Raw genomic sequence first — 17,049 nt, 5'->3', positions numbered from 1 at the left:
CCCGCCGCCGGCGATCACCCACCGCGCTCGGCCCGCGCGGACACGCCGTTGCGTCCGGACAGGAAGGCCCGGAGCACGGCCAGGGACCGTTCCGGCGCCTCCTGAAAGGCTCCGTGACCGGCGTCGGGCAGTACGTGCAGCCGGGTCTCGGCATTGACCAGGCCGGCCGCCAGGCGCCGCGCCGCGCTCGCGGTGGTCACCGGGTCGTACTCGCCGGCCAGGACCAGCGTCGGGCAGGTGACCGCGTCGAGCCCGATCCACTCCTCGAAGTGGTCGGCGAGGTGGTACCGGAACCGCTCCACGACATCGTGGTTCCACCGGATCCGGCGCGTGCGATCCGCGGCGCCGGGGTCGCCGTCCGGACGTCGCGAGTACAGCGGTACGCAGTCCTGCTCCCAGCCCCGCCGTATCTCGTCGGAACGCTCGCCCTGCCAGTAGCGACGGGCGATCTCCCGTACCCGCGCGCCACCGAGGCGTTCGAACACGTCGAGTCGCTCGTCGGTACGGCCGGGCAACACGCTGTCCAGTACGAGCCGGCCGACCCGCCCCGGATGCCGAATGGCCGCGGTGAGCGCAACCCTCCCGCCGCTCGCGGTACCCACCAGGATCGGCGCGGGAATGTCCACGATGTCACAGAACGCGACCACGTCGTCGGCCCAGCGTTCCCACGTCCACAACGCGGGATCGCCCCGCTCGGACCGCCCGCTGCCCCGCTGGTCGAGGTAGACGACCTGGGCGAACCGCGCGGCGGCGTACATCGCGGGCTTGAACGTGGAGTGGTCGGCGCCGGGACCACCGTGCAGCAGCACCAGGGTCGGCCGCTCGACCATGATCGGGCCGTACGGAACGACTTTCGGACCATCAACATCGAAATAGAGCCGGATGTCACCTATGGACACACGCATGTCAACATCGTGACAGAGCAGACGCACATCGGCCGGACGCCGATGCGCGCGGCCACGACCCGCCGGGCATCACGACACCGCCGACTCGTCCCCCCGCTCGCCCCGCGCACCGGTCGCCCGGGCCCCGAGCGCCGCGTCGACCTCGATCAGCCAGTCCAGATTGCCGTTCGGGTCGGGGCAGTGTTGGAGCCGGGTCAGGATGCGATGCCAGGTGCCGTCGTTGCCCCACACGGTGTACCGGTGATACACGGTCCGCCACGGCCCGAACCGCTCCGGCAGTTCCCACCACGCACACCGGCGCTCGTGTTTCCAGGCCACCGCGTCGATCACGGCCCGCCGATCGAGCGACCGGCCGCCCCGCCGCCGCCGCGCCCGTTCCGGCAGCAGAGGCTCCACCAGCGCCCACTGACCATCCGTCAGCCCATCCCAACGACCCACACCCCACCAACGACGCACCCACCCATCCGACACGGCACCGATGTGGGGATCTCGGACGAGGCGGCGTGTTCGGTGGGGGTGGGCAGGGAAGTTGGTTAGAGTCGACGGGGCAACTTGCGCCATTTTGCCAGCTTTTGCCAACCTCCAGGCTCATGGGCGAAGGATGATGCGATGCACAGGCAGGACATCGGACCTCGAATGTTCGGCGATCGACTCGGCTACAACCGGGCCGTCTCGGTGGACCGCCCCGATCGGTGGCTGGTGTTGGCCGGTCACGAATCCCGCGGGCCCGACGGCGCGATCGTGCATGTACGGGATCTGCGCGGCCAGATCGAGACCACCTTCGACCGGATCGCCGAAACACTGGACGAGGCCGGCTTCACCTTCACGGACGTCGTGCGACTGCGCTACTTCGCGCTCGACGTCGCCGCCGTCGCCGGCCACTTCGACGTGATCACCGCGCGCCTGGAACGAGAGAACTGCCGCCCGGCCACCGTCCTGGTCGGCGTCACCGCCCTCTCCGACCCGGACATGCTGATCGAAATCGAGGGCCTGGCCGTCCGGTAGGGCCAGGATCGGCCCGGGAGCCGAACGGCTCCCGGACCGATCCCGCCCACCGCCGTTCACCGTCACCCGTACAGGGCGCCCGCCTCCTCGAAGTCGGCGACACCCTCGGCCGCCCGACCCACCGTGGCCAGAAGCAGGGCATGGTCGGTGAGGGCGCGGACCAGCAACGGCGTACCGGCGTCCGGATCGGCGACGGCGAACGCCCGCGCGTGGTCGACGGCCTTGGCGAAGGCCGGCAGCAGCCGATCGATCACGTCGGTCCGGGGCATGTACGCGAACGTGGCCCGGACGTTGAGCCGACGTTCGAGCACCAGGCGTTCGGCGGCGCCGGTGGTCGGGGCGTCGAGCGCGCCACGAAGCGCGGTTTCGGCGTGGACGTACCCTTCCAGGCGCGTCGGCGACCAGTGGTCGCGAGTCGTGGCGTGCGCGACATCCGCCGGCTCGTCGGCGGCGCCGAAGACGGCTAGGTGGTGGGCGAGTTCGTCGTGGCGCAGGCCGTGCACCGAACCACGGAACGGCCCACGGACCGGCCCCCGAACCGGGCTCTGTTCGACACCTCGGCGATACACCTCGACGGCACGCGCGAACACCGCCCGCCCCTCCGCGCGCCGTTGCGCGGCGGCAAGCAGGTGGGCGCCGTAGAGCAGGATCGGCACCCGACGGTCGTCCGGCATGGCGTCGACGGCGACGGCGAGGCCGCTGCCGTTGCCGCCGCCGTCGAGCAGTGGGGCGTACACCTCCGCCGCCTCGGCAAAGCGGCCGCGCGTGGCGAGGTGGCCCGCGAAGGCGGTGACGTACCAGTGCCGGTCGGCCGTCAACCGGTAGTCCCGCCGCAACCCGGCGGTGACCGCGACCGCCTCGGCGAACAACGACTCGGCCTCGTCGTCCCGTCCGTCCTCGACCAGTCCGACGGCGAGCGCCAGGATCGCCTCGGCCAGGGCCCAGCGGTCACCCCCTCCGGCTCGGGCGAGCGCGACGAGTTCGCGTCGGACGGCAAGTGCCTCCCGCCGCCGCCCGTAGCGGTACAGCGCCCATTGGTGGGTGGCCTGCATCCCCCGCAACACCGCGTCCCGGTCCCGGTGTTCGGCCGGGTCCAGCCCCCGGCACAACTCGATCGCCTCGGTCAGCCGCCCGAGGGTGAGACCCATGTCGACCCCGTGCCGGGCGAAGACGTGCCCGGTCGTGTGCAACGCCACGGCCAACCGTCGCGCGTAGTGCCGCGGCCCGTCGACCTCCCCCAACACCCGGTAGATCCCGACCAATCGCTCCGCCGACAACCGCTCGACGTCGAACAGCGCGACTCGCGCACGAGCCACCACATCGGCATTCGCCACATGCACCCCTGTAATTCGTGTCCACCCCGTCGCGCCACTCGGCACGACGCCACAACGCACCCCGGAAACGCGCATGCCGTCGAAACCCCCGGACTCCCCCGGCGGCTCGATCGATCCGACATGTACGCACACCCGATGCCGCGCCCGTCCCCGGCGGCTCGTTGTCGCGGAACCGTACAGCGAGCGATGCGCCTTCAGGCTGTACGCAAATTCCCATAAGGTAAGGGCGTATCAACCTCCGGGACCCGGTCCCGAAACTCCGGCCCTCGGCTCTCGACCGATAGTCGGCGGCGTCAGGGCACCTGGCGGAGATAGAGAGCGCCGCACGTGTGGCAGACGGGGTGGATGGTGCCCCATTCGAGATCCGACCTGGTTTCGGCCTGCGGTCGGAGGACGCGGCCACACAGGGCATCGGTGCCGGCGTTGCGGATCATGTGCCAGAGCCTGACCCGGGCGGCGGTGTCATCCCCGGCGGCTCCGGCGGATGCGGCCGATTCGACGTATTCGGCGCACAGTTCGTAGACCACGAGCATGATCGCACCACCTCTGCTGGGCTCGGTCGGATGAGACATCACGCCCTTTCGTCCACTTTTGCACAAAGTGACCCGGCGGACGACCAAGAGCTGTTCATGTTTCCGACGGGGTGTCAAAAAAAGCCCCTGACTTGGGACTTGCATGGCGAGCTGCAACAGAAGCTGCATGAAGGCATGTTCGGGGAATCGCAGCGACACTCACAACGCACACTGCGACGACACATGTAGCGGCACTCGCAACGCCACCCGCAACGGCAGCGGCAACGGCAACGACGGCTCGACGACCGCCGGTTCAAGTGAGGCGCAACAGCTCGTACGCCCGATATACCACGAACCAACCGTACTGAGGTGGGAATCGTGGTATCTGGCGCAATCCGTTGCGAATCCTGGTGGGGTACGGGCCAACAGGTCGCGTGCGCCGACGCGACGGGAGGACATCCGGCCCTCCCGGGGCCATCTGGCGACCTGCGGAGGCTGGTCTGATGAGAAAGACGTCCTGGTATCTCGGTGCCGCCGCCACATTGCTGGTGACGGCGAGTGCGGTGACCCGGTTCGCCGTGCTGCCCGCCGTGCACCAGGTGCCCGACGACGCCGACTTCACGATGCATTTCGCCGGCGGCATGACCATGTTGGATCCCCAGGCGTTGCAGGCGGGCAATCTGTCCGGGGCCATCGTGCGCGACCTGCCGGTGAAGGTGGACCGGCACGTGCACGCCGTGCACACCTCCGGTTCGACGATCGTGCTGAGCGACCGGACCGTGGTGTCCGGTCCGCAGAAGCAGATCCTGACCGACGTGGACAACCGCTGGGCGGTGGACCGCAAGACGCTGCTGGAGCGGTCCATTCCCAAGGGTGTCCGCGCCAATCCGCACAAGGGTCTGACCGCGGGCTTCCCGTTGGAGCCGAAGAAGAAGAACTATCCGTTCTGGGACTCGCCGACCCAGACGACCGTCCCGGCGACGTACATCCGCACCGAACAACGCGCCGGCCGCGAGACGTACGTGTTCTCGATCCGCACGAGCGGCCCGCTCGCCGATCCGGACACGCTGCGCTCGCTGCCGCCCGCGATGCCCAAGGCGGCCGTGCAGGGCCTGGCCGGCGTCGCGTTCCCGAATCGGCCCGCCGATCCGACCGACGGGGCCGATCCCACACCCCTCGCGTACACGTCGACCACCGACCTCACCGGCTGGGTCGACAGCGAAACGGGCACCACGGTGGACCTCGAATCCACCCAGTCGGTCACCGCGACCGCCGTGACCGCGAACGGCACCCCGACCGAGGTCTTCCCGGTGGTGCAGCTCAAGATGACCACCACGCCGGCCTCGCGCGCGGAGTTGGCCGACACCGCTGCCGACGGCGCGCAGGCCCTGTGGCTGCTCGGCGTCGTGGGTCCGTTGGTCGCGCTGCTCCTCGGCCTGGCACTGCTCGGCTTGGCCGTGTACCTCGAATTCCGGGCCCGGCGGGCGCAGCCCGACCCGGCCGTCCCGGGGCCGCGCACCGAGACCGACGCCGCTCCCGAGCCGTCACCGGATCCGGCGCCGATTGGGGCCGCATCCGGGGCCGCATCCGGGACCGCGGCCGGAACCACGGAATCGACCACGAAGGCGGACACCAACACCGCCTCGTCCGTCCCGGCTGCCGGTTCCAATGCCGATGCGGATGCCGATTCCGAATCGGATGCCGGAACCAACCACAAAACCAACAACGCCTCGACCACCTGAACCACGCCCCCGCAAGCGGCCCGACCCCGGGGACCCCCACCCCGGCGGCCGGGCCGCACCCGTCCCAGCCATCACCCCTCGGCCAACGCCCCCGCCGCCGCGCGGCCCAGCTCCGCAAGCAACGCGGCCGTGGGCGCCGGGTCGGGCGCGGCGCCGTGTACCGCCGCGTCCACCAGGCGTACCTGATCGGCCAGCCGCACCGTTCGCACCGCCGCGTTGCGCTGCGCGGCCAGGGCCAGGCCCGGCAGCGTGGTGACCCCGAGGCCGGCGGCGACCAGGGCCTGGACGGCGACGTAGTCGTCGGTGGTGAACGCGATGTCGGGGACGAATCCGGCCGCCGCGCACGAGCGGACCAGCTGCGTACGGCAACATTCGCAGCCGGTGATCCAGCGCCGCTCGGCGTGGTCCGCGACCCGGTCACCGGCCACGTCGAGCGGCGTGACCAAATGAATCGGCTCGACCAGCAGCCGGGTGCGGCGCAGCCCGTCGTCGTCCGCCGACACCGTGCCCGGATGCGTGAACAGCACCGCCACGTCCACCTCACCGGCCCGCAACAGCCGTACCGCGTCCGGCGGTTCGGCCTCGATGAGGCGCAGTTCGACACCCGGGTGGGCGGCGTCGAACGCGGCGGCGGCGCGCGGAACGAAGGTGCCGAGCGCGGAGGGGAACGCGGCCAGGCGCACCCGGCCCGCGCGCAGCCCGGTGTGGGCGGCCAGCTCCGCCTCGGCCGCGTCGAGCCGTCCCAGGATCTCCTCGGCCCGCTCGGCCAGCATGCGCCCGGCGTCGGTCAACCGGATTCCGCGCCCCACCCGCTGGATCAGCCGACTTCCGGTCTCCGCCTCCAGGCGCGACAGGTGATGGCTGATCGAGGGCTGCGCGTACCCGAGCGCCCGAGCCGCGTCGGTGACCGACCCGTACCGGGCGACGGCGGCGAGCACACGCAGTCGGGTGACGTCGAGCATGCGGCCAATATATCGATGCCATCGATGGATGACCCACAAAAATGGCATTGGACCAATGAATCGCCGGCACCGCAGGATGGCCCCATGACAGCCGACCCGACCGCTCCCCCTCCGGCCCTCTCTCCCCAGCCCAGGCCCACGCCCTCGCCCACGCCCACCTTCGCCGACATCCTCAGCGCCCGCGATCTCCTCGCCGGCCATCTCCCACCGACCCCGATGTGGTCCTATCCCGCGCTCGACGCGGCCACCGGCGCCGAGGTTTACGTCAAACACGAGAACGTGCAGCCGGTCGGCGCCTTCAAGGTGCGGGGCGGCCTGACCCTGCTCGCCGGCCTGAACCCGGCCGAACGGGCCCGCGGCCTGGTCACCTACTCGACGGGCAATCACGCGCAGTCGATCGCCTACGCGTGTGCCGCCTTCGGCGTGACCGGCACCGTGGTGATGCCCGCCGGCGCGAACCCGGCCAAGGTGCGGGCGGTGCGCGCGCTCGGGGCGAGCGTGGTGCTGCACGGCGCGGACATGGCCGGCGCACAGGGGCGGGCCGAGCAGTACGCGGACGATACCGGCGCCCTCCTCGTCAGCCCCGGCGACACCCCGGCCCTGGTGGCCGGTGTCGGCACCGCGTACCTGGAGATCTGTACCGCCCGGCCCGACCTGGATGCGATCGTGGTCCCGATCGGCAGTGGTACCGGTGCCGCGGCCGCCGTCCTCGTGGCCGCCGAACTCGCCCCGAACTGCCGGGTGATCGGCGTACAGTCCGCCGCCGCGCCGGCCGCGCACGACTCCTGGCGCGCCGGCACGTGCGTCACGCGCGCCAACACCACCGTCGTGGACGGGTTGGCCACGGGCCGCGGATTCGCCCTGCCACAAAGGCTGTTGCGGCAGGGTCTGGCCGACTTCCTCCTGGTCTCCGACGCGGATATCGCCGTCGCCCAGCGGCTGTTCGCCACCCACGCCCACACCCTGGCCGAGGGCGCGGGGGCCGCGGCGCTGGCCGCCGTACTGACCCATCCGGCCGAGTTCGCGGGACGCCGGGTCGCGGTGATGTGCTCCGGGGGCAATGCGTCGCCGGCCGAGATCGCGGCGCTCGGCGAAGGGCACGATTGAGCGATCGCGGAGGCCCGGATGTACGGCGACGCGATCTACGGGACCCGCCTGCGGAGTACGCCGGAAGATCGGACGGCTGACGGGGTCTCCGCGCGGTACACCATCCCGGACGGCGACCGGATCGCGACGCCGCCGCCCTCCGTACCCGGTTTCCCCGCTCCGGTGATGCCGCGGATCAGCCCCGCACCCCACCCGATTCGACCCTCCCCGGTCCCGCTCCCGCGCGTGCCGGCGGGCGGCCCTGTCCATGTACGGGCCGACCCGCCATACTGGGGAGTCATCGGATCTCTGGAAGGGTCATCGGCGTGGCGGTCACAGACGAAGCCATCGACAAGATCAAGGGCATGATCGTCTCCGGGGAGCTTCAGCCGGGCGAGAAGCTGCCCAAGGAGGCCGACCTGGCCGCGAAGCTCGGCCTGTCCCGGAATTCGCTGCGCGAGGCGGTCAAGGCGCTGTCGCTGATCCAGATCCTCGACGTGCGCCAGGGCGACGGCACCTACGTGACGAGCCTGGAGCCCAATCTGCTCCTCGGCGCGATCTCCTTCGTGGTCGACTTCCACCACGACAAGAGCGTGCTCGACTTCCTCCAGGTACGCCGGATCCTGGAACCGGCGGCGACCGCGCTGGCCGCCGAGCGGATCGACGCGGAGGGCATCGCGAAGCTGCGGGCGCTCGCGGACGCGCCGAGTCCGGACGCGGGGCACGAGGCGCTGATCGAGCAGGATCTGCGCTTCCATCACGAAATCGCCGTGTTCAGCGGCAACCAGGTGTTGTGCTCGCTCCTCGAGACGTTGTCGAGCCCGACCACACGTGCCCGGATCTGGCGCGGACTGACCGAGGACGACTCGTGGCTGCGCACGATCCGCGAGCACCACTCGATCGTGGACGCCCTGGAGAACCACGACGCGGCGGCGGCGCACGCGTGGTCGACGGTGCACACGAGCGGGGTCGAGCAGTGGCTGCGGCGGATGGCCTGAGTTCCGGAGGCGCGGACATCCTGCGGTCGGTCGGCGATGCAGCGGGACGGGGTGGCCGGGTTCGCGGTGCGCCGGGCGGGCCGGATGCGCCGGGGCCGCGTCGAGCCGTGTCCGGCCGGGCGCCGACAGGCGTCGATGCGGGAGGTGGCGGGTCATTCGGAGCGATCGGCACCTTTGGCCTCTCGACGAACACCATTGATCCGATGTATCAGACCCCTTCAAGGATAATTGCAGCGTAAACCCGGCATTTCTCGACCAGCCCTCCGATGAATCGTAGACGAGCGACCGGAAACGGGGTATACATCGGATGTCTGATCGTCCTTCACCCCGCTCGGGCGCATTCCCGTTCCCGTGTTCGGCGATCGGGTCGCACGGTCGAGAACCGAGGAGTCGCACGTGATCCCGCACCACTCCGATGATCCGCCCCGGCGGGTCGCCGGCGCCGTCCCCCGCGTCACCGAACTCGTCACCGCGGACATCCGCTTTCCCACCTCGCGGGAACTGGACGGCTCCGATGCGATGAACCCCGACCCGGACTACTCGGCCGCATACGTGATCCTGCGCACCGACGCGGGCGACGGGCACGAGGGCCACGGGTTCGCGTTCACCATCGGGCGTGGCAACGATGTGCAGGTCGCCGCGATCGAGACGCTGCGCCCGTATGTGGTCGGCAGGCCCCTCGACGAACTCCTGGACGATCTGGGCGAGTTCTCGCGCGGTCTGATCGGCGACAGCCAACTGCGGTGGCTCGGACCGGAGAAGGGCGTCATGCACATGGCCATCTCGGCCGTGGTCAACGCCGCCTGGGATCTCAAGGCCAAGCGCGCCGGGCAACCGCTGTGGCAGCTGCTCGCCGAGATGAGCCCGGAACGGATCGTCGATCTGGTCGACTTCCGCTACCTGGGCGACGCGCTCACGCGCGAGGAGGCGCTGGAGATCCTGCACCGTGCCGTGCCCGGTCGGGCCGAGCGGGTCGAGACGTTGCGGGCGCAGGGCTATCCCGCCTACACCACGTCGCCCGGCTGGCTGGGCTACGACGATGACAAGCTCGCCCGGCTGTGCCGCGAGGCGGTGGCCGACGGCTTCGGTCAGATCAAGCTGAAGGTCGGCGCGGACGTCGAGGACGACGTCCGTCGGTTGCGGATCGCCCGTGCGACAGTGGGGCCGGACATCCGTATCGCGGTGGACGCCAACCAGCGCTGGGAGGTGGCGGAGGCGATCTCCTGGATGAGCCGGCTCGCCGAGTTCGACCCGCACTGGATCGAGGAGCCCACCAGTCCCGACGAAGTCCTCGGCCACGCCGCGATCCGCGCGGCGATCGCCCCGGTCAAGGTCGCCACCGGTGAACACGTACAGAACCGGATCGTGTTCAAGCAGTTGCTCCAGGCCGGGGCGATCGACTTCCTGCAGCTCGACGCGTGTCGGGTCGGCGGGGTCAACGAGAACATCGCCATCCTGCTGCTGGCCGCCAAGTTCGGCGTGCCGGTCTGCCCGCACGCGGGCGGGGTGGGGCTGTGCGAACTGGTCCGGCACCTCTCGATGTTCGACTACGTCGCGGTCAGCGGCACGCTCCAGGACCGGGTCATCGAGTACGTCGACCACCTGCACGAGCACTTCGTCGACCCGGTGGTGATCGAGCGCGGGGCCTACCGCGCGCCCACCGCGCCCGGCTTCTCCGCGACGATGCACCCCGCGTCGATCGACACCTACCGCTACCCGGACGGCCTGTTCTGGATCGCCGACCGGGCGGCCGAACTCGCCGAAACCCATGTCGGAGCCGCCTCGTGAGCACCCATCAGGAATTCGCCGGCCTGCGGGCCCTGGTCACGGGCGGCGCGTCCGGCATCGGCCTGGCCACCGCGCGCCTGCTTGCCGCGCGCGGGGCGGCCGTCGCCGTCCTGGATCGCGACCTCACCGGCCTGCCGGGCGAACTCGCGGGCCACACCGCCGACGTCAGCGACGACGCGTCGGTGGTCCGCGCCGTCGAGGCGGTCGGCGTGGAGCTCGGCGGGCTGGACATCCTGGTCAACAACGCCGGCATCGGCGCCGCCGGGACCGTCGCGGACAACGACGACGCGGAATGGCACCGGGTCCTGGATGTCAACGTGCTCGGCCTGGTGCGGGTCACGCGCGCGTGCCTGCCGTATCTGCGGGCTTCCGCGCATGCGGCGATCGTCAACACGTGCTCGATCGCGGCGACGGCGGGGTTGCCGCAGCGGGCGCTGTACTCGGCGTCCAAGGGCGCGGTACAGGCGCTGACGCTGGCGATGGCGGCCGACCATGTGCGGGAGGGGATTCGGGTCAACTGCGTCAATCCCGGTACGGCCGACACGCCGTGGGTGGGGCGGTTGTTGTCCGCCGCGGCCGATCCCGACGGGGAGCGGGCGGCGCTCAACGCCCGGCAGCCGCTGGGGCGGTTGGTCAGCGCGGAGGAGGTCGCCTACGCGATCTGCACGCTGGCCAGCCCACTCGCTTCCGCGACGACCGGGGCGGCGGTGGCGGTGGATGGCGGTATGCAAGGTTTGCGGTTGCGGCCGTCGTGAACTCGGCCTGCGGTCGGGGGTTGTCCTCAAACGCCGGACGGGCTGTCGCCGCACTCGGAACGGGCGAGGATCCCGCACGGGCCTGCGGCCGGCTTTTCGTCCTCAAACGCCGGACGGGCTGAGATGGTTGGCTCGCCCTGGGCGCAAGGCGAGGCACCCGGCACGGGCCTGCGGCCGGCCTTTTGTCCTCAAACGCCGGACGGGCTGAAATGGTTGGCTCGCCCTGGACGCGAGGCGAGGCACCCGGCACCGGCCTGCGGCCGGCCTTTTGTCCTCAAACGCCGGACAGGCTGAAGTGATTGGCTCGCTCTCGGTGCCAGGCGAGGCGCCCGGCACCGGCCTGCGGACTGGGCTTCGGCCGGCGCGGGTCTGCGGGTGGTTTGGGCTCGGGTGGTGTGGGTGGATTGGGTTGTCGGGGGTGGGTTTGGAACGGGAGGTGATGGTTGTGAAGTGGCGTGTGGTTGGTGGGACCGATGTGTTGGTGAGTGAAGTGGGGCTCGGGGCCGCGCCGTTGGGGAATCTTGGGGCGCCGATCGACGATGAGACGGCCGGCGCGGTCGTGGATGCCGCCTGGCGGGCCGGGATTCGGTACTTCGATACCGCGCCGCATTACGGCGTCGGGTTGTCCGAGTCCCGACTCGGGGACGCGTTGCGTGGGCGGCCGCGCGGTGAGTTCACCGTTTCGACCAAGGTTGGCCGGCTCCTCGTTGACGACCCCGACGCGCCCACCGCCGGGGAGGGGTTCGTCGATACGCCCGCGCGGCGTCGAGTACGCGACTACTCGGCGGACGGTGTGCGGCGCAGTATCGAGGCGAGCCTGGACCGGCTCGGGCTGGACCGGATCGACATCGTGCTGATCCACGATCCGGACGAGCACTGGGCCGAGGCCGTCGGCGCGGCGTATCCCGCCCTCGCCGAACTGCGCGCCCAGGGCGTGATCGGCGCGATCGGCGTCGGCATGAACCAGAGCGCGATGCCCGCCCGGTTCGTGGCCGAGACCGACCTCGACTGCGTCATGCTCGCCGGCCGCTACACCCTCCTCGACCGCACCGGCGCCGACCTGCTCGACCTGTGCGCCCGCCGAGGCGTCTCCGTCCTGGGCGCCGGCGTCTACAACAGCGGCCTCCTCGCCAACCCGCGCCCGGGCGCCACCTACGACTACGCGCCCGCCGACGCCGAGCTGCTGGCGCGGGCGTTGCGGCTGCGCGACCTCTGCGAGGCGTACGACGTACCGCTGCGCGCCGCGGCCCTCCGCTTCGTCGCGGCACACCCGGCAGTGGCCACCATCGTGGTCGGCGCCCGGAGCGCGGCCCAGATCACGGACACCGTCGCCCTCGCCGCCGAACGTATCCCCGACGAGCTGTGGGAGGAACTGGGCGCCGTGTGATGGCAGTTCGGATCGTCGGCGGACCTACCAACGGCGGACCGAGCTTCGACGGAGGTCCCTCGGACACAGCGGGTCGGCGCGTGTTACAAAGACTGTGACACTGGCACGATCTTGGAGGCACCCATGATCCGCAGGATGGTCACCGGCTTCGTCGACACGATCACCGGCCGCGCCCGCCGCCGGCAAAAGGCCGCAGGGCCCGGCGCCGACGACCTCTTGCGCGTGGGCGACGACTCGGTCGGCGGACCGCACGCCGCCTATCGTCGCGGCGAGGGCGGCTCCGCATGGATGCGTGGTGGCGGCGGCGGTTTGTAACGTCCGATGGCGGCCCTCTCGACGCGGCCGCGACACCGAGTGGCGAACAGCTCGGTGTCGTCGCCGCGTTCGACGGCGACGCACCCCCTCCCCCAGACTCTCCACCCCCACCGCGCCTCCCTGCCCGCGACGAGTCGGCAGTGAAACGCAACCCATGGTTGCGCCTGAGAGGTCGACGTGCAATCGTGGGGTTGCGCCTGAGACTGTAGGGGGAAGCGCGATGAGTGAAGACCGGATCGAACGCGATACGTTGATCGATGCGCCTTTGGAGCGAGTATGGTCGCTCGTGGCCGTGCCCGGATTCTGGGTGGCCGACGAGGCGAGCGTGGCAGGCACCGTGGCCAGGGAGGGTGTGTCGATGCTCGCGAAGAACCCCAACCTGGGTGAGGTCTCGGTGCGTGTGGAGCGGGTCGAACCGCCGACTTATGTGGCCTATCGCTGGGCCGGCGCGTTCCCGGGCGAGGAATTGCGCGCGGACAACAGCACCCTGGTCGAATTCACGCTGAGCACAGAGGGCGACAAGACACGACTTCGTGTCGTCGAGAGCGGGTTCGCCGCGCTGAACATGTCCGACGAGCGGCGCGACCGGACGATCCGGTTCCACGCCGAAGGCTGGCCCCAGGTGTTCGACGTGGTCAAGGGCCGCGCGGAACCGGCCGGGTGACCGCAGCGGAAGGTCGCGGCCCCGCCGACGGGATCGACAGTGTCCTGGTCGCGCTGGCCGACCCGACCAGACGTCAACTGCTCGCCGTACTCGCCGCACAGGGCGAGGCGACCGCGACCACACTCGCCGACGCGCTGCCCATCTCGCGCCAGGCGGTGGTCAAACATCTTTCCGTCCTGGACGGCGCCGGACTGGTTTCCGGCTCCCGCGTGGGGCGCGAAGTGCGGTACACGGTGCGGCCCGCGGCCCTGGACGCGACGGCACGCTGGATGGCCTCCCTCGCCGCCGACTGGGATCAGCGGTTGGCGATGATCAAGCGCCTCGCCGAGGCACCCGAGCGGGAAGAGCGTTAGCTCCCCTCGGAGCATGTGTGTGTAGGTAGTACGTAGCCGACTCCCGCCTGGCCGCCTTCGCCGCGCGGCCATGGGGTCCTGCCGCCCTGCGGCCCCTTCATGGCCCGGCGTTCGACGTAATCCCCATGTCTTCCGAGCCGTGCCGCCGATGCGGTACGACGCTCGCAACTCGCCTGCGCCGCAACGTTCGTTGCGGCGGCGAAAGGAGCAGAACCTCCCATGGATCTTCGACTCACCGGTAAGACGGCCGTCGTCACCGGCGGCAGCAAAGGCATAGGTCTCGCCGTCGTACGCACCCTGCTCGCCGAGGGGATGCGCGTGGTCACCGGCTCACGCACCATGACGGCGGAGCTGAAGAAGACCGAGGCGGTGCCCGTGACCGTCGACCTCACCACGCCCGACGGGCCGGGCCGGCTCATCGACAGGGCCGTGGCGGAGCTCGGCGGCATCGACCTGCTGGTCAACAACGTAGGGGTGGGCGATACCGACGACTTCGCGAAGGGGGTCCGGTTCAACCTGCTCGAACTGCCGGACGAAGCGTGGGAGCACACATTCGACCTGCACTTCTACAGCGCGTTGCGCGCCGTCCGCGCCGCGCTCCCCTACCTGATCGAGCGCAACGGCACGATCGTCAACGTCTCCTCGACCGGCGCGCGTGCCGCCGGCGCCGGTCCCGCCGACTACAACGTCTCCAAGGCCGCGCTGGGCGCGCTCACCAAGGTGATCTCCGAGCAGTTCGGCGGGCAGGGCGTACGCGCCGTCACCGTATCGCCCGGGCCGGTCGGCACCGGGGTGTGGACCGACCCGGACGGTTTCGTCGGCCGCATGGCGCGGGAACAGGGCCTTGCCCACGACGTGTTCGTGGAGCAGCTGATCAACGCGAGCGGTGTCACCACCGGCCGCCTCGCCGCCCCGGAGGAGGTCGCGCAGCTCATCGCCTTCCTGGCGTCACCCGTCAACATCACCGGCAGCGAACACCTCATCGACGGGGGCATGATCAAACACGTCTGACGCCGGTCGGAGCGGGCGAAACGCCAAGGCGGTTTTCCGCCGGCTCCGCGGAGGGGAGTCGGCCAGGCTTGGGGACATGAACGAGATCCAAGGAAAAATCGCGTTGGTCACCGGTGGCAGCCGAGGCATCGGGGCCGCGTCGGTGCGGGCGCTGGCCGCGCACGGAGCCGACGTGGCGTTCACCTACCGGTCCGATGTCGACGCGGCGGCCGGTGTGGTGGAGCAGGTGAAGGCGCTGGGACGACGGGCGTTGGCGATCCGCGCCGACGGCGTGGACACGGACGCGGTGGTCGCGGCCGTGGACGAGACGGCCGCCACATTCGGCCGGCTGGACATCCTGCTGAACAACGCGGCGGTGTTCCGGCTCGGCCCGATCGAGGAGTTGGGCGCGGCCGAGCTGAACGAGACGCTCGCGGCCAACGTGAGTGCCCCGTACCTGGCTTCGCGTGCGGCGGCCGCGCACATGGTCGACGGCGGCCGAATCATCACCATCGGCAGCAACGTGGCCGGGCGCACCATCTTCCCGGGCTTCACCCTGTACACACTGAGCAAGGCCGCGGTGGTCGGCATGACCAAGGGCCTGGCCCGGGACCTGGGTCCGCGCGGGATCACGGTCAATGTGATCCAGCCCGGCCCGACCGACACCGACCTCAACCCCGCCGACGGCCCGAACGCCGAGGGCGTGCGCGGCCACACCGCGCTCGGGCGCTTCGCGTCCACGGACGAGATAGCCCGCACCGTCGTGTACCTGGCCGGTCCGGGTGGCGACTACATCACCGGCACCGCGATCGAAGTGGACGGGGGGTTCAACATCTGAGCGATGCCTCGTGACAGCCGGCCCGGGCCCGCGCCCGGGCCGGCGTCGGTGAGCACCTCCCGGAAGTACGGGCAGTGGGTCAGGTCGTCGTGAGTGCGGGACAGGGCGCACGTGACCAGGTCCAACGCGGTGCGGGTGCGGGCGAGTTCGGCTGCCAAGGCGGTCTGTCGGCGGCGCAGGGTGGCTCGGCGGGCGTGCGGGTCGGCGTCGGCGAGCAGGGCCGCGATGTCGTCCAGGGGCAGGCCGGCCTCCTTGGCGCGCAGGACGACGGCGATCCGTTCGGCGTCGGCCTCGCCGTAGCGGCGGCGGCCTGCTCCGTCGCGGTCGGGGCGGAGCAGGCCGACGTGTTCCCAGTGGCGCAGTACGTGTGCGGCGAGTCCGAAGCGGGCGGCCGTATCGCCGATAGCGAGGGTCGGTCCGGGATCGGGGGTTGACTTCATGTCGTCATTGAGTCGCACGGTGGTCGGCATGACCAGTACGAACCGGTCGGCCCCGACGCCGGCCCCGCCGCGCCGACCACCGAACCCGACGATGTCCTCCTCGCCCTCCTCGCCCTCCTCGCCCGCCTCGACGCCGTGGATGCGCGGCCCGAGGCGGTACGACTGCGTGCCCGTACCTATGCACCGCCCTTCGCCGACGCGTCGTTCGGCGGTTACCGCTCGGACCTCCCGGGCCGGTCGTATCCGTCGTTTGCCCATCCCCGACGAACCGGCGAGGATCACAGCGGTATTCGTTCGTTTCCCGCGTCGGAGGTCGTCGTGAAGGTTCTCGTGGTCGGTGCCACCGGCACTCTCGGTGCCGCAGTCACCACATTGCTCGCCACCCGACACGACGTGGTCACCGCGTCGCGGACGGAGCGCACCGACGTGGCGGTGGACATCACCGACCCGGCGTCGATCGCGGCGATGTACGAACGGGTCGGCCGCGTCGACGCGGTCGCCTGTACCGCCGGCAGCGTGCCGTTCAAGGAGATCGGCGACCTCTCACGGGAGGACACCGTGAGCGCGGCGCTGGACAAGCTGCTCGGACAGATCGAACTGGTCCGTCGCGGCCTCGACGCGGTCGCGGACAACGGCTCGTTCACGCTGATCACCGGCATCCTGGCGGGCGAGCCGGTCCGCACCGGATCGATGTCCTCGATGGCCAACGGCGGCGTCGACGCGTTCGTTCGGGGCGCGGCCGTCGAACTCCCGCGCGGGTTGCGGATCAACTCGGTCAGCCCGACGGTGTTCACCGAATCCGCCGAGGCATACGACGCGATCTTTCCCGGTTTTCCGCCGGTCGACGTGTCCGCCGCCGCACTCGCCTACCGACGCTCGATCGAGGGCGTGCAGACGGGGCAGACGTTCCGCGTGGGCTGGTAGCCGACAGGCGTGGTGCGTACGACGGTCCGGGCACCGTTGGCGTTGATGTAC

General features: G+C 70.8%; 19 protein-coding genes. 13 read left to right on the top strand and 6 right to left on the bottom strand.

All coding sequences use genetic code 11. The annotated features are described in order from the left end of the window. Window positions 1–14: 14 nt before the first annotated feature. Window positions 15–905 carry an alpha/beta fold hydrolase gene (locus ACMXN5_RS40750; RefSeq protein ID WP_439679929.1) on the bottom strand — a complete coding sequence of 297 codons (891 nt, stop codon included), beginning with the start codon at window positions 903–905 and terminating at the stop codon, window positions 15–17. A 69-nt stretch (window positions 906–974) separates the two neighbouring features. Further along, window positions 975–1,466, bottom strand: coding sequence for a transposase (locus ACMXN5_RS40745; RefSeq protein WP_439679928.1), 492 nt, complete (start codon window positions 1,464–1,466; stop codon window positions 975–977). A gap of 48 nt (window positions 1,467–1,514) precedes the next feature. On the opposite strand from ACMXN5_RS40745, the gene ACMXN5_RS40740 reads away from it, so the two are divergent. Beyond that, entirely contained in the window at window positions 1,515–1,910 is a 396-nt protein-coding gene (locus ACMXN5_RS40740; RefSeq protein WP_439679927.1) for a Rid family hydrolase, read from the top strand. A gap of 62 nt (window positions 1,911–1,972) precedes the next feature. On the opposite strand, the gene ACMXN5_RS40735 is transcribed toward ACMXN5_RS40740, so the two are convergent. Together ACMXN5_RS40735 and ACMXN5_RS40730 are read right to left on the bottom strand one after the other, a co-directional pair. Next, window positions 1,973–3,244, bottom strand: a complete 1,272-nt coding sequence (locus ACMXN5_RS40735; protein WP_439679926.1) for a hypothetical protein — start codon at window positions 3,242–3,244, stop codon at window positions 1,973–1,975. A 293-nt stretch (window positions 3,245–3,537) separates the two neighbouring features. Further along, window positions 3,538–3,945, bottom strand: a complete 408-nt coding sequence (locus ACMXN5_RS40730; RefSeq protein WP_439679925.1) for a hypothetical protein — start codon at window positions 3,943–3,945, stop codon at window positions 3,538–3,540. Window positions 3,946–4,259: 314 nt separating this feature from the next. Here ACMXN5_RS40730 and ACMXN5_RS40725 point away from each other — a divergent pair, with 314 nt between their 5' ends. Then, the gene (locus ACMXN5_RS40725; protein ID WP_439679924.1) at window positions 4,260–5,498 is read left to right on the top strand and encodes a porin PorA family protein; all 1,239 of its coding nucleotides are present in this window, start codon (window positions 4,260–4,262) and stop codon (window positions 5,496–5,498) included. A gap of 71 nt (window positions 5,499–5,569) precedes the next feature. Here the strand turns inward: ACMXN5_RS40725 and ACMXN5_RS40720 are convergent, their stop codons facing one another. Beyond that, the gene (locus ACMXN5_RS40720) at window positions 5,570–6,460 is read right to left on the bottom strand and encodes a LysR family transcriptional regulator (protein ID WP_439679923.1); all 891 of its coding nucleotides are present in this window, start codon (window positions 6,458–6,460) and stop codon (window positions 5,570–5,572) included. 84 nt (window positions 6,461–6,544) lie between these two features. Between ACMXN5_RS40720 and ACMXN5_RS40715 the strand changes: the two genes are divergently transcribed. From ACMXN5_RS40715 to ACMXN5_RS40670, 10 genes are all read left to right on the top strand, one after another. Beyond that, the gene (locus ACMXN5_RS40715) at window positions 6,545–7,567 is read left to right on the top strand and encodes a threonine ammonia-lyase (protein ID WP_439679922.1); all 1,023 of its coding nucleotides are present in this window, start codon (window positions 6,545–6,547) and stop codon (window positions 7,565–7,567) included. Window positions 7,568–7,872: 305 nt separating this feature from the next. Then, window positions 7,873–8,544, top strand: a complete 672-nt coding sequence (locus tag ACMXN5_RS40710; protein WP_078979967.1) for a FadR/GntR family transcriptional regulator — start codon at window positions 7,873–7,875, stop codon at window positions 8,542–8,544. Between the two features lie 396 nt (window positions 8,545–8,940). Next, the gene (locus tag ACMXN5_RS40705) at window positions 8,941–10,332 is read left to right on the top strand and encodes an L-fuconate dehydratase (protein ID WP_439679921.1); all 1,392 of its coding nucleotides are present in this window, start codon (window positions 8,941–8,943) and stop codon (window positions 10,330–10,332) included. Next, window positions 10,329–11,087 (top strand): SDR family NAD(P)-dependent oxidoreductase, encoded by a 759-nt coding sequence (locus tag ACMXN5_RS40700; RefSeq protein WP_439679920.1) that lies wholly within the window; start codon window positions 10,329–10,331, stop codon window positions 11,085–11,087. Before ACMXN5_RS40705 ends, ACMXN5_RS40700 begins: the two co-directional genes overlap by 4 nt. A 445-nt stretch (window positions 11,088–11,532) precedes the next feature. Next, window positions 11,533–12,474: an aldo/keto reductase gene (locus tag ACMXN5_RS40695; protein WP_439679919.1), complete on the top strand. Its 942-nt coding sequence runs from the start codon at window positions 11,533–11,535 to the stop codon at window positions 12,472–12,474. A gap of 123 nt (window positions 12,475–12,597) precedes the next feature. Next, window positions 12,598–12,789, top strand: coding sequence for a hypothetical protein (locus ACMXN5_RS40690; protein WP_439679918.1), 192 nt, complete (start codon window positions 12,598–12,600; stop codon window positions 12,787–12,789). Between the two features lie 220 nt (window positions 12,790–13,009). Further along, entirely contained in the window at window positions 13,010–13,453 is a 444-nt protein-coding gene (locus tag ACMXN5_RS40685; protein WP_439679917.1) for an SRPBCC domain-containing protein, read from the top strand. Then, window positions 13,450–13,806: an ArsR/SmtB family transcription factor gene (locus tag ACMXN5_RS40680; RefSeq protein WP_439679916.1), complete on the top strand. Its 357-nt coding sequence runs from the start codon at window positions 13,450–13,452 to the stop codon at window positions 13,804–13,806. Before ACMXN5_RS40685 ends, ACMXN5_RS40680 begins: the two co-directional genes overlap by 4 nt. Window positions 13,807–14,025: 219 nt before the next feature. After that, complete coding sequence (locus tag ACMXN5_RS40675; protein WP_439679915.1) at window positions 14,026–14,817, top strand: SDR family NAD(P)-dependent oxidoreductase; 792 nt, start codon at window positions 14,026–14,028, stop codon at window positions 14,815–14,817. A 76-nt stretch (window positions 14,818–14,893) separates the two neighbouring features. Beyond that, on the top strand, window positions 14,894–15,634 hold the full coding sequence (locus ACMXN5_RS40670; RefSeq protein WP_439679914.1) for an SDR family NAD(P)-dependent oxidoreductase: 741 nt from the start codon (window positions 14,894–14,896) through the stop codon (window positions 15,632–15,634). Here ACMXN5_RS40670 and ACMXN5_RS40665 read toward each other — a convergent pair. Then, window positions 15,586–16,356: a MerR family transcriptional regulator gene (locus ACMXN5_RS40665; protein ID WP_439679913.1), complete on the bottom strand. Its 771-nt coding sequence runs from the start codon at window positions 16,354–16,356 to the stop codon at window positions 15,586–15,588. The genes ACMXN5_RS40670 and ACMXN5_RS40665 overlap by 49 nt on opposite strands. Before the next feature lie 36 nt (window positions 16,357–16,392). On the opposite strand from ACMXN5_RS40665, the gene ACMXN5_RS40660 reads away from it, so the two are divergent. After that, a complete protein-coding gene (locus tag ACMXN5_RS40660) occupies window positions 16,393–16,998 on the top strand; it encodes a short chain dehydrogenase (RefSeq protein WP_439679912.1) in 606 nt (201 codons plus the stop codon). The last annotated feature ends 51 nt before the right edge of the window (window positions 16,999–17,049 follow it).

Origin of the sequence: Embleya australiensis (genome assembly GCF_051903075.1) — a bacterium.
GTDB lineage: Bacteria > Actinomycetota > Actinomycetes > Streptomycetales > Streptomycetaceae > Embleya.
The sequence above is the reverse complement of the archived record's forward strand: the minus strand, read 5'-3'. Positions and strand labels throughout refer to the sequence as shown.

Coding starts and splice junctions, on each gene's coding strand:
- ACMXN5_RS40750 (WP_439679929.1), bottom strand. CDS start 905: ATGCGTGTGTCCATAGGTGACATCCGGCTCTATTTCGATGTTGATGGT.
- ACMXN5_RS40745 (WP_439679928.1), bottom strand. CDS start 1,466: ATGGCGCAAGTTGCCCCGTCGACTCTAACCAACTTCCCTGCCCACCCC.
- ACMXN5_RS40740 (WP_439679927.1), top strand. CDS start 1,515: ATGCACAGGCAGGACATCGGACCTCGAATGTTCGGCGATCGACTCGGC.
- ACMXN5_RS40730 (WP_439679925.1), bottom strand. CDS start 3,945: ATGCAGCTTCTGTTGCAGCTCGCCATGCAAGTCCCAAGTCAGGGGCTT.
- ACMXN5_RS40725 (WP_439679924.1), top strand. CDS start 4,260: ATGAGAAAGACGTCCTGGTATCTCGGTGCCGCCGCCACATTGCTGGTG.
- ACMXN5_RS40720 (WP_439679923.1), bottom strand. CDS start 6,460: ATGCTCGACGTCACCCGACTGCGTGTGCTCGCCGCCGTCGCCCGGTAC.
- ACMXN5_RS40715 (WP_439679922.1), top strand. CDS start 6,545: ATGACAGCCGACCCGACCGCTCCCCCTCCGGCCCTCTCTCCCCAGCCC.
- ACMXN5_RS40690 (WP_439679918.1), top strand. CDS start 12,598: ATGATCCGCAGGATGGTCACCGGCTTCGTCGACACGATCACCGGCCGC.
- ACMXN5_RS40685 (WP_439679917.1), top strand. CDS start 13,010: ATGAGTGAAGACCGGATCGAACGCGATACGTTGATCGATGCGCCTTTG.
- ACMXN5_RS40675 (WP_439679915.1), top strand. CDS start 14,026: ATGGATCTTCGACTCACCGGTAAGACGGCCGTCGTCACCGGCGGCAGC.
- ACMXN5_RS40670 (WP_439679914.1), top strand. CDS start 14,894: ATGAACGAGATCCAAGGAAAAATCGCGTTGGTCACCGGTGGCAGCCGA.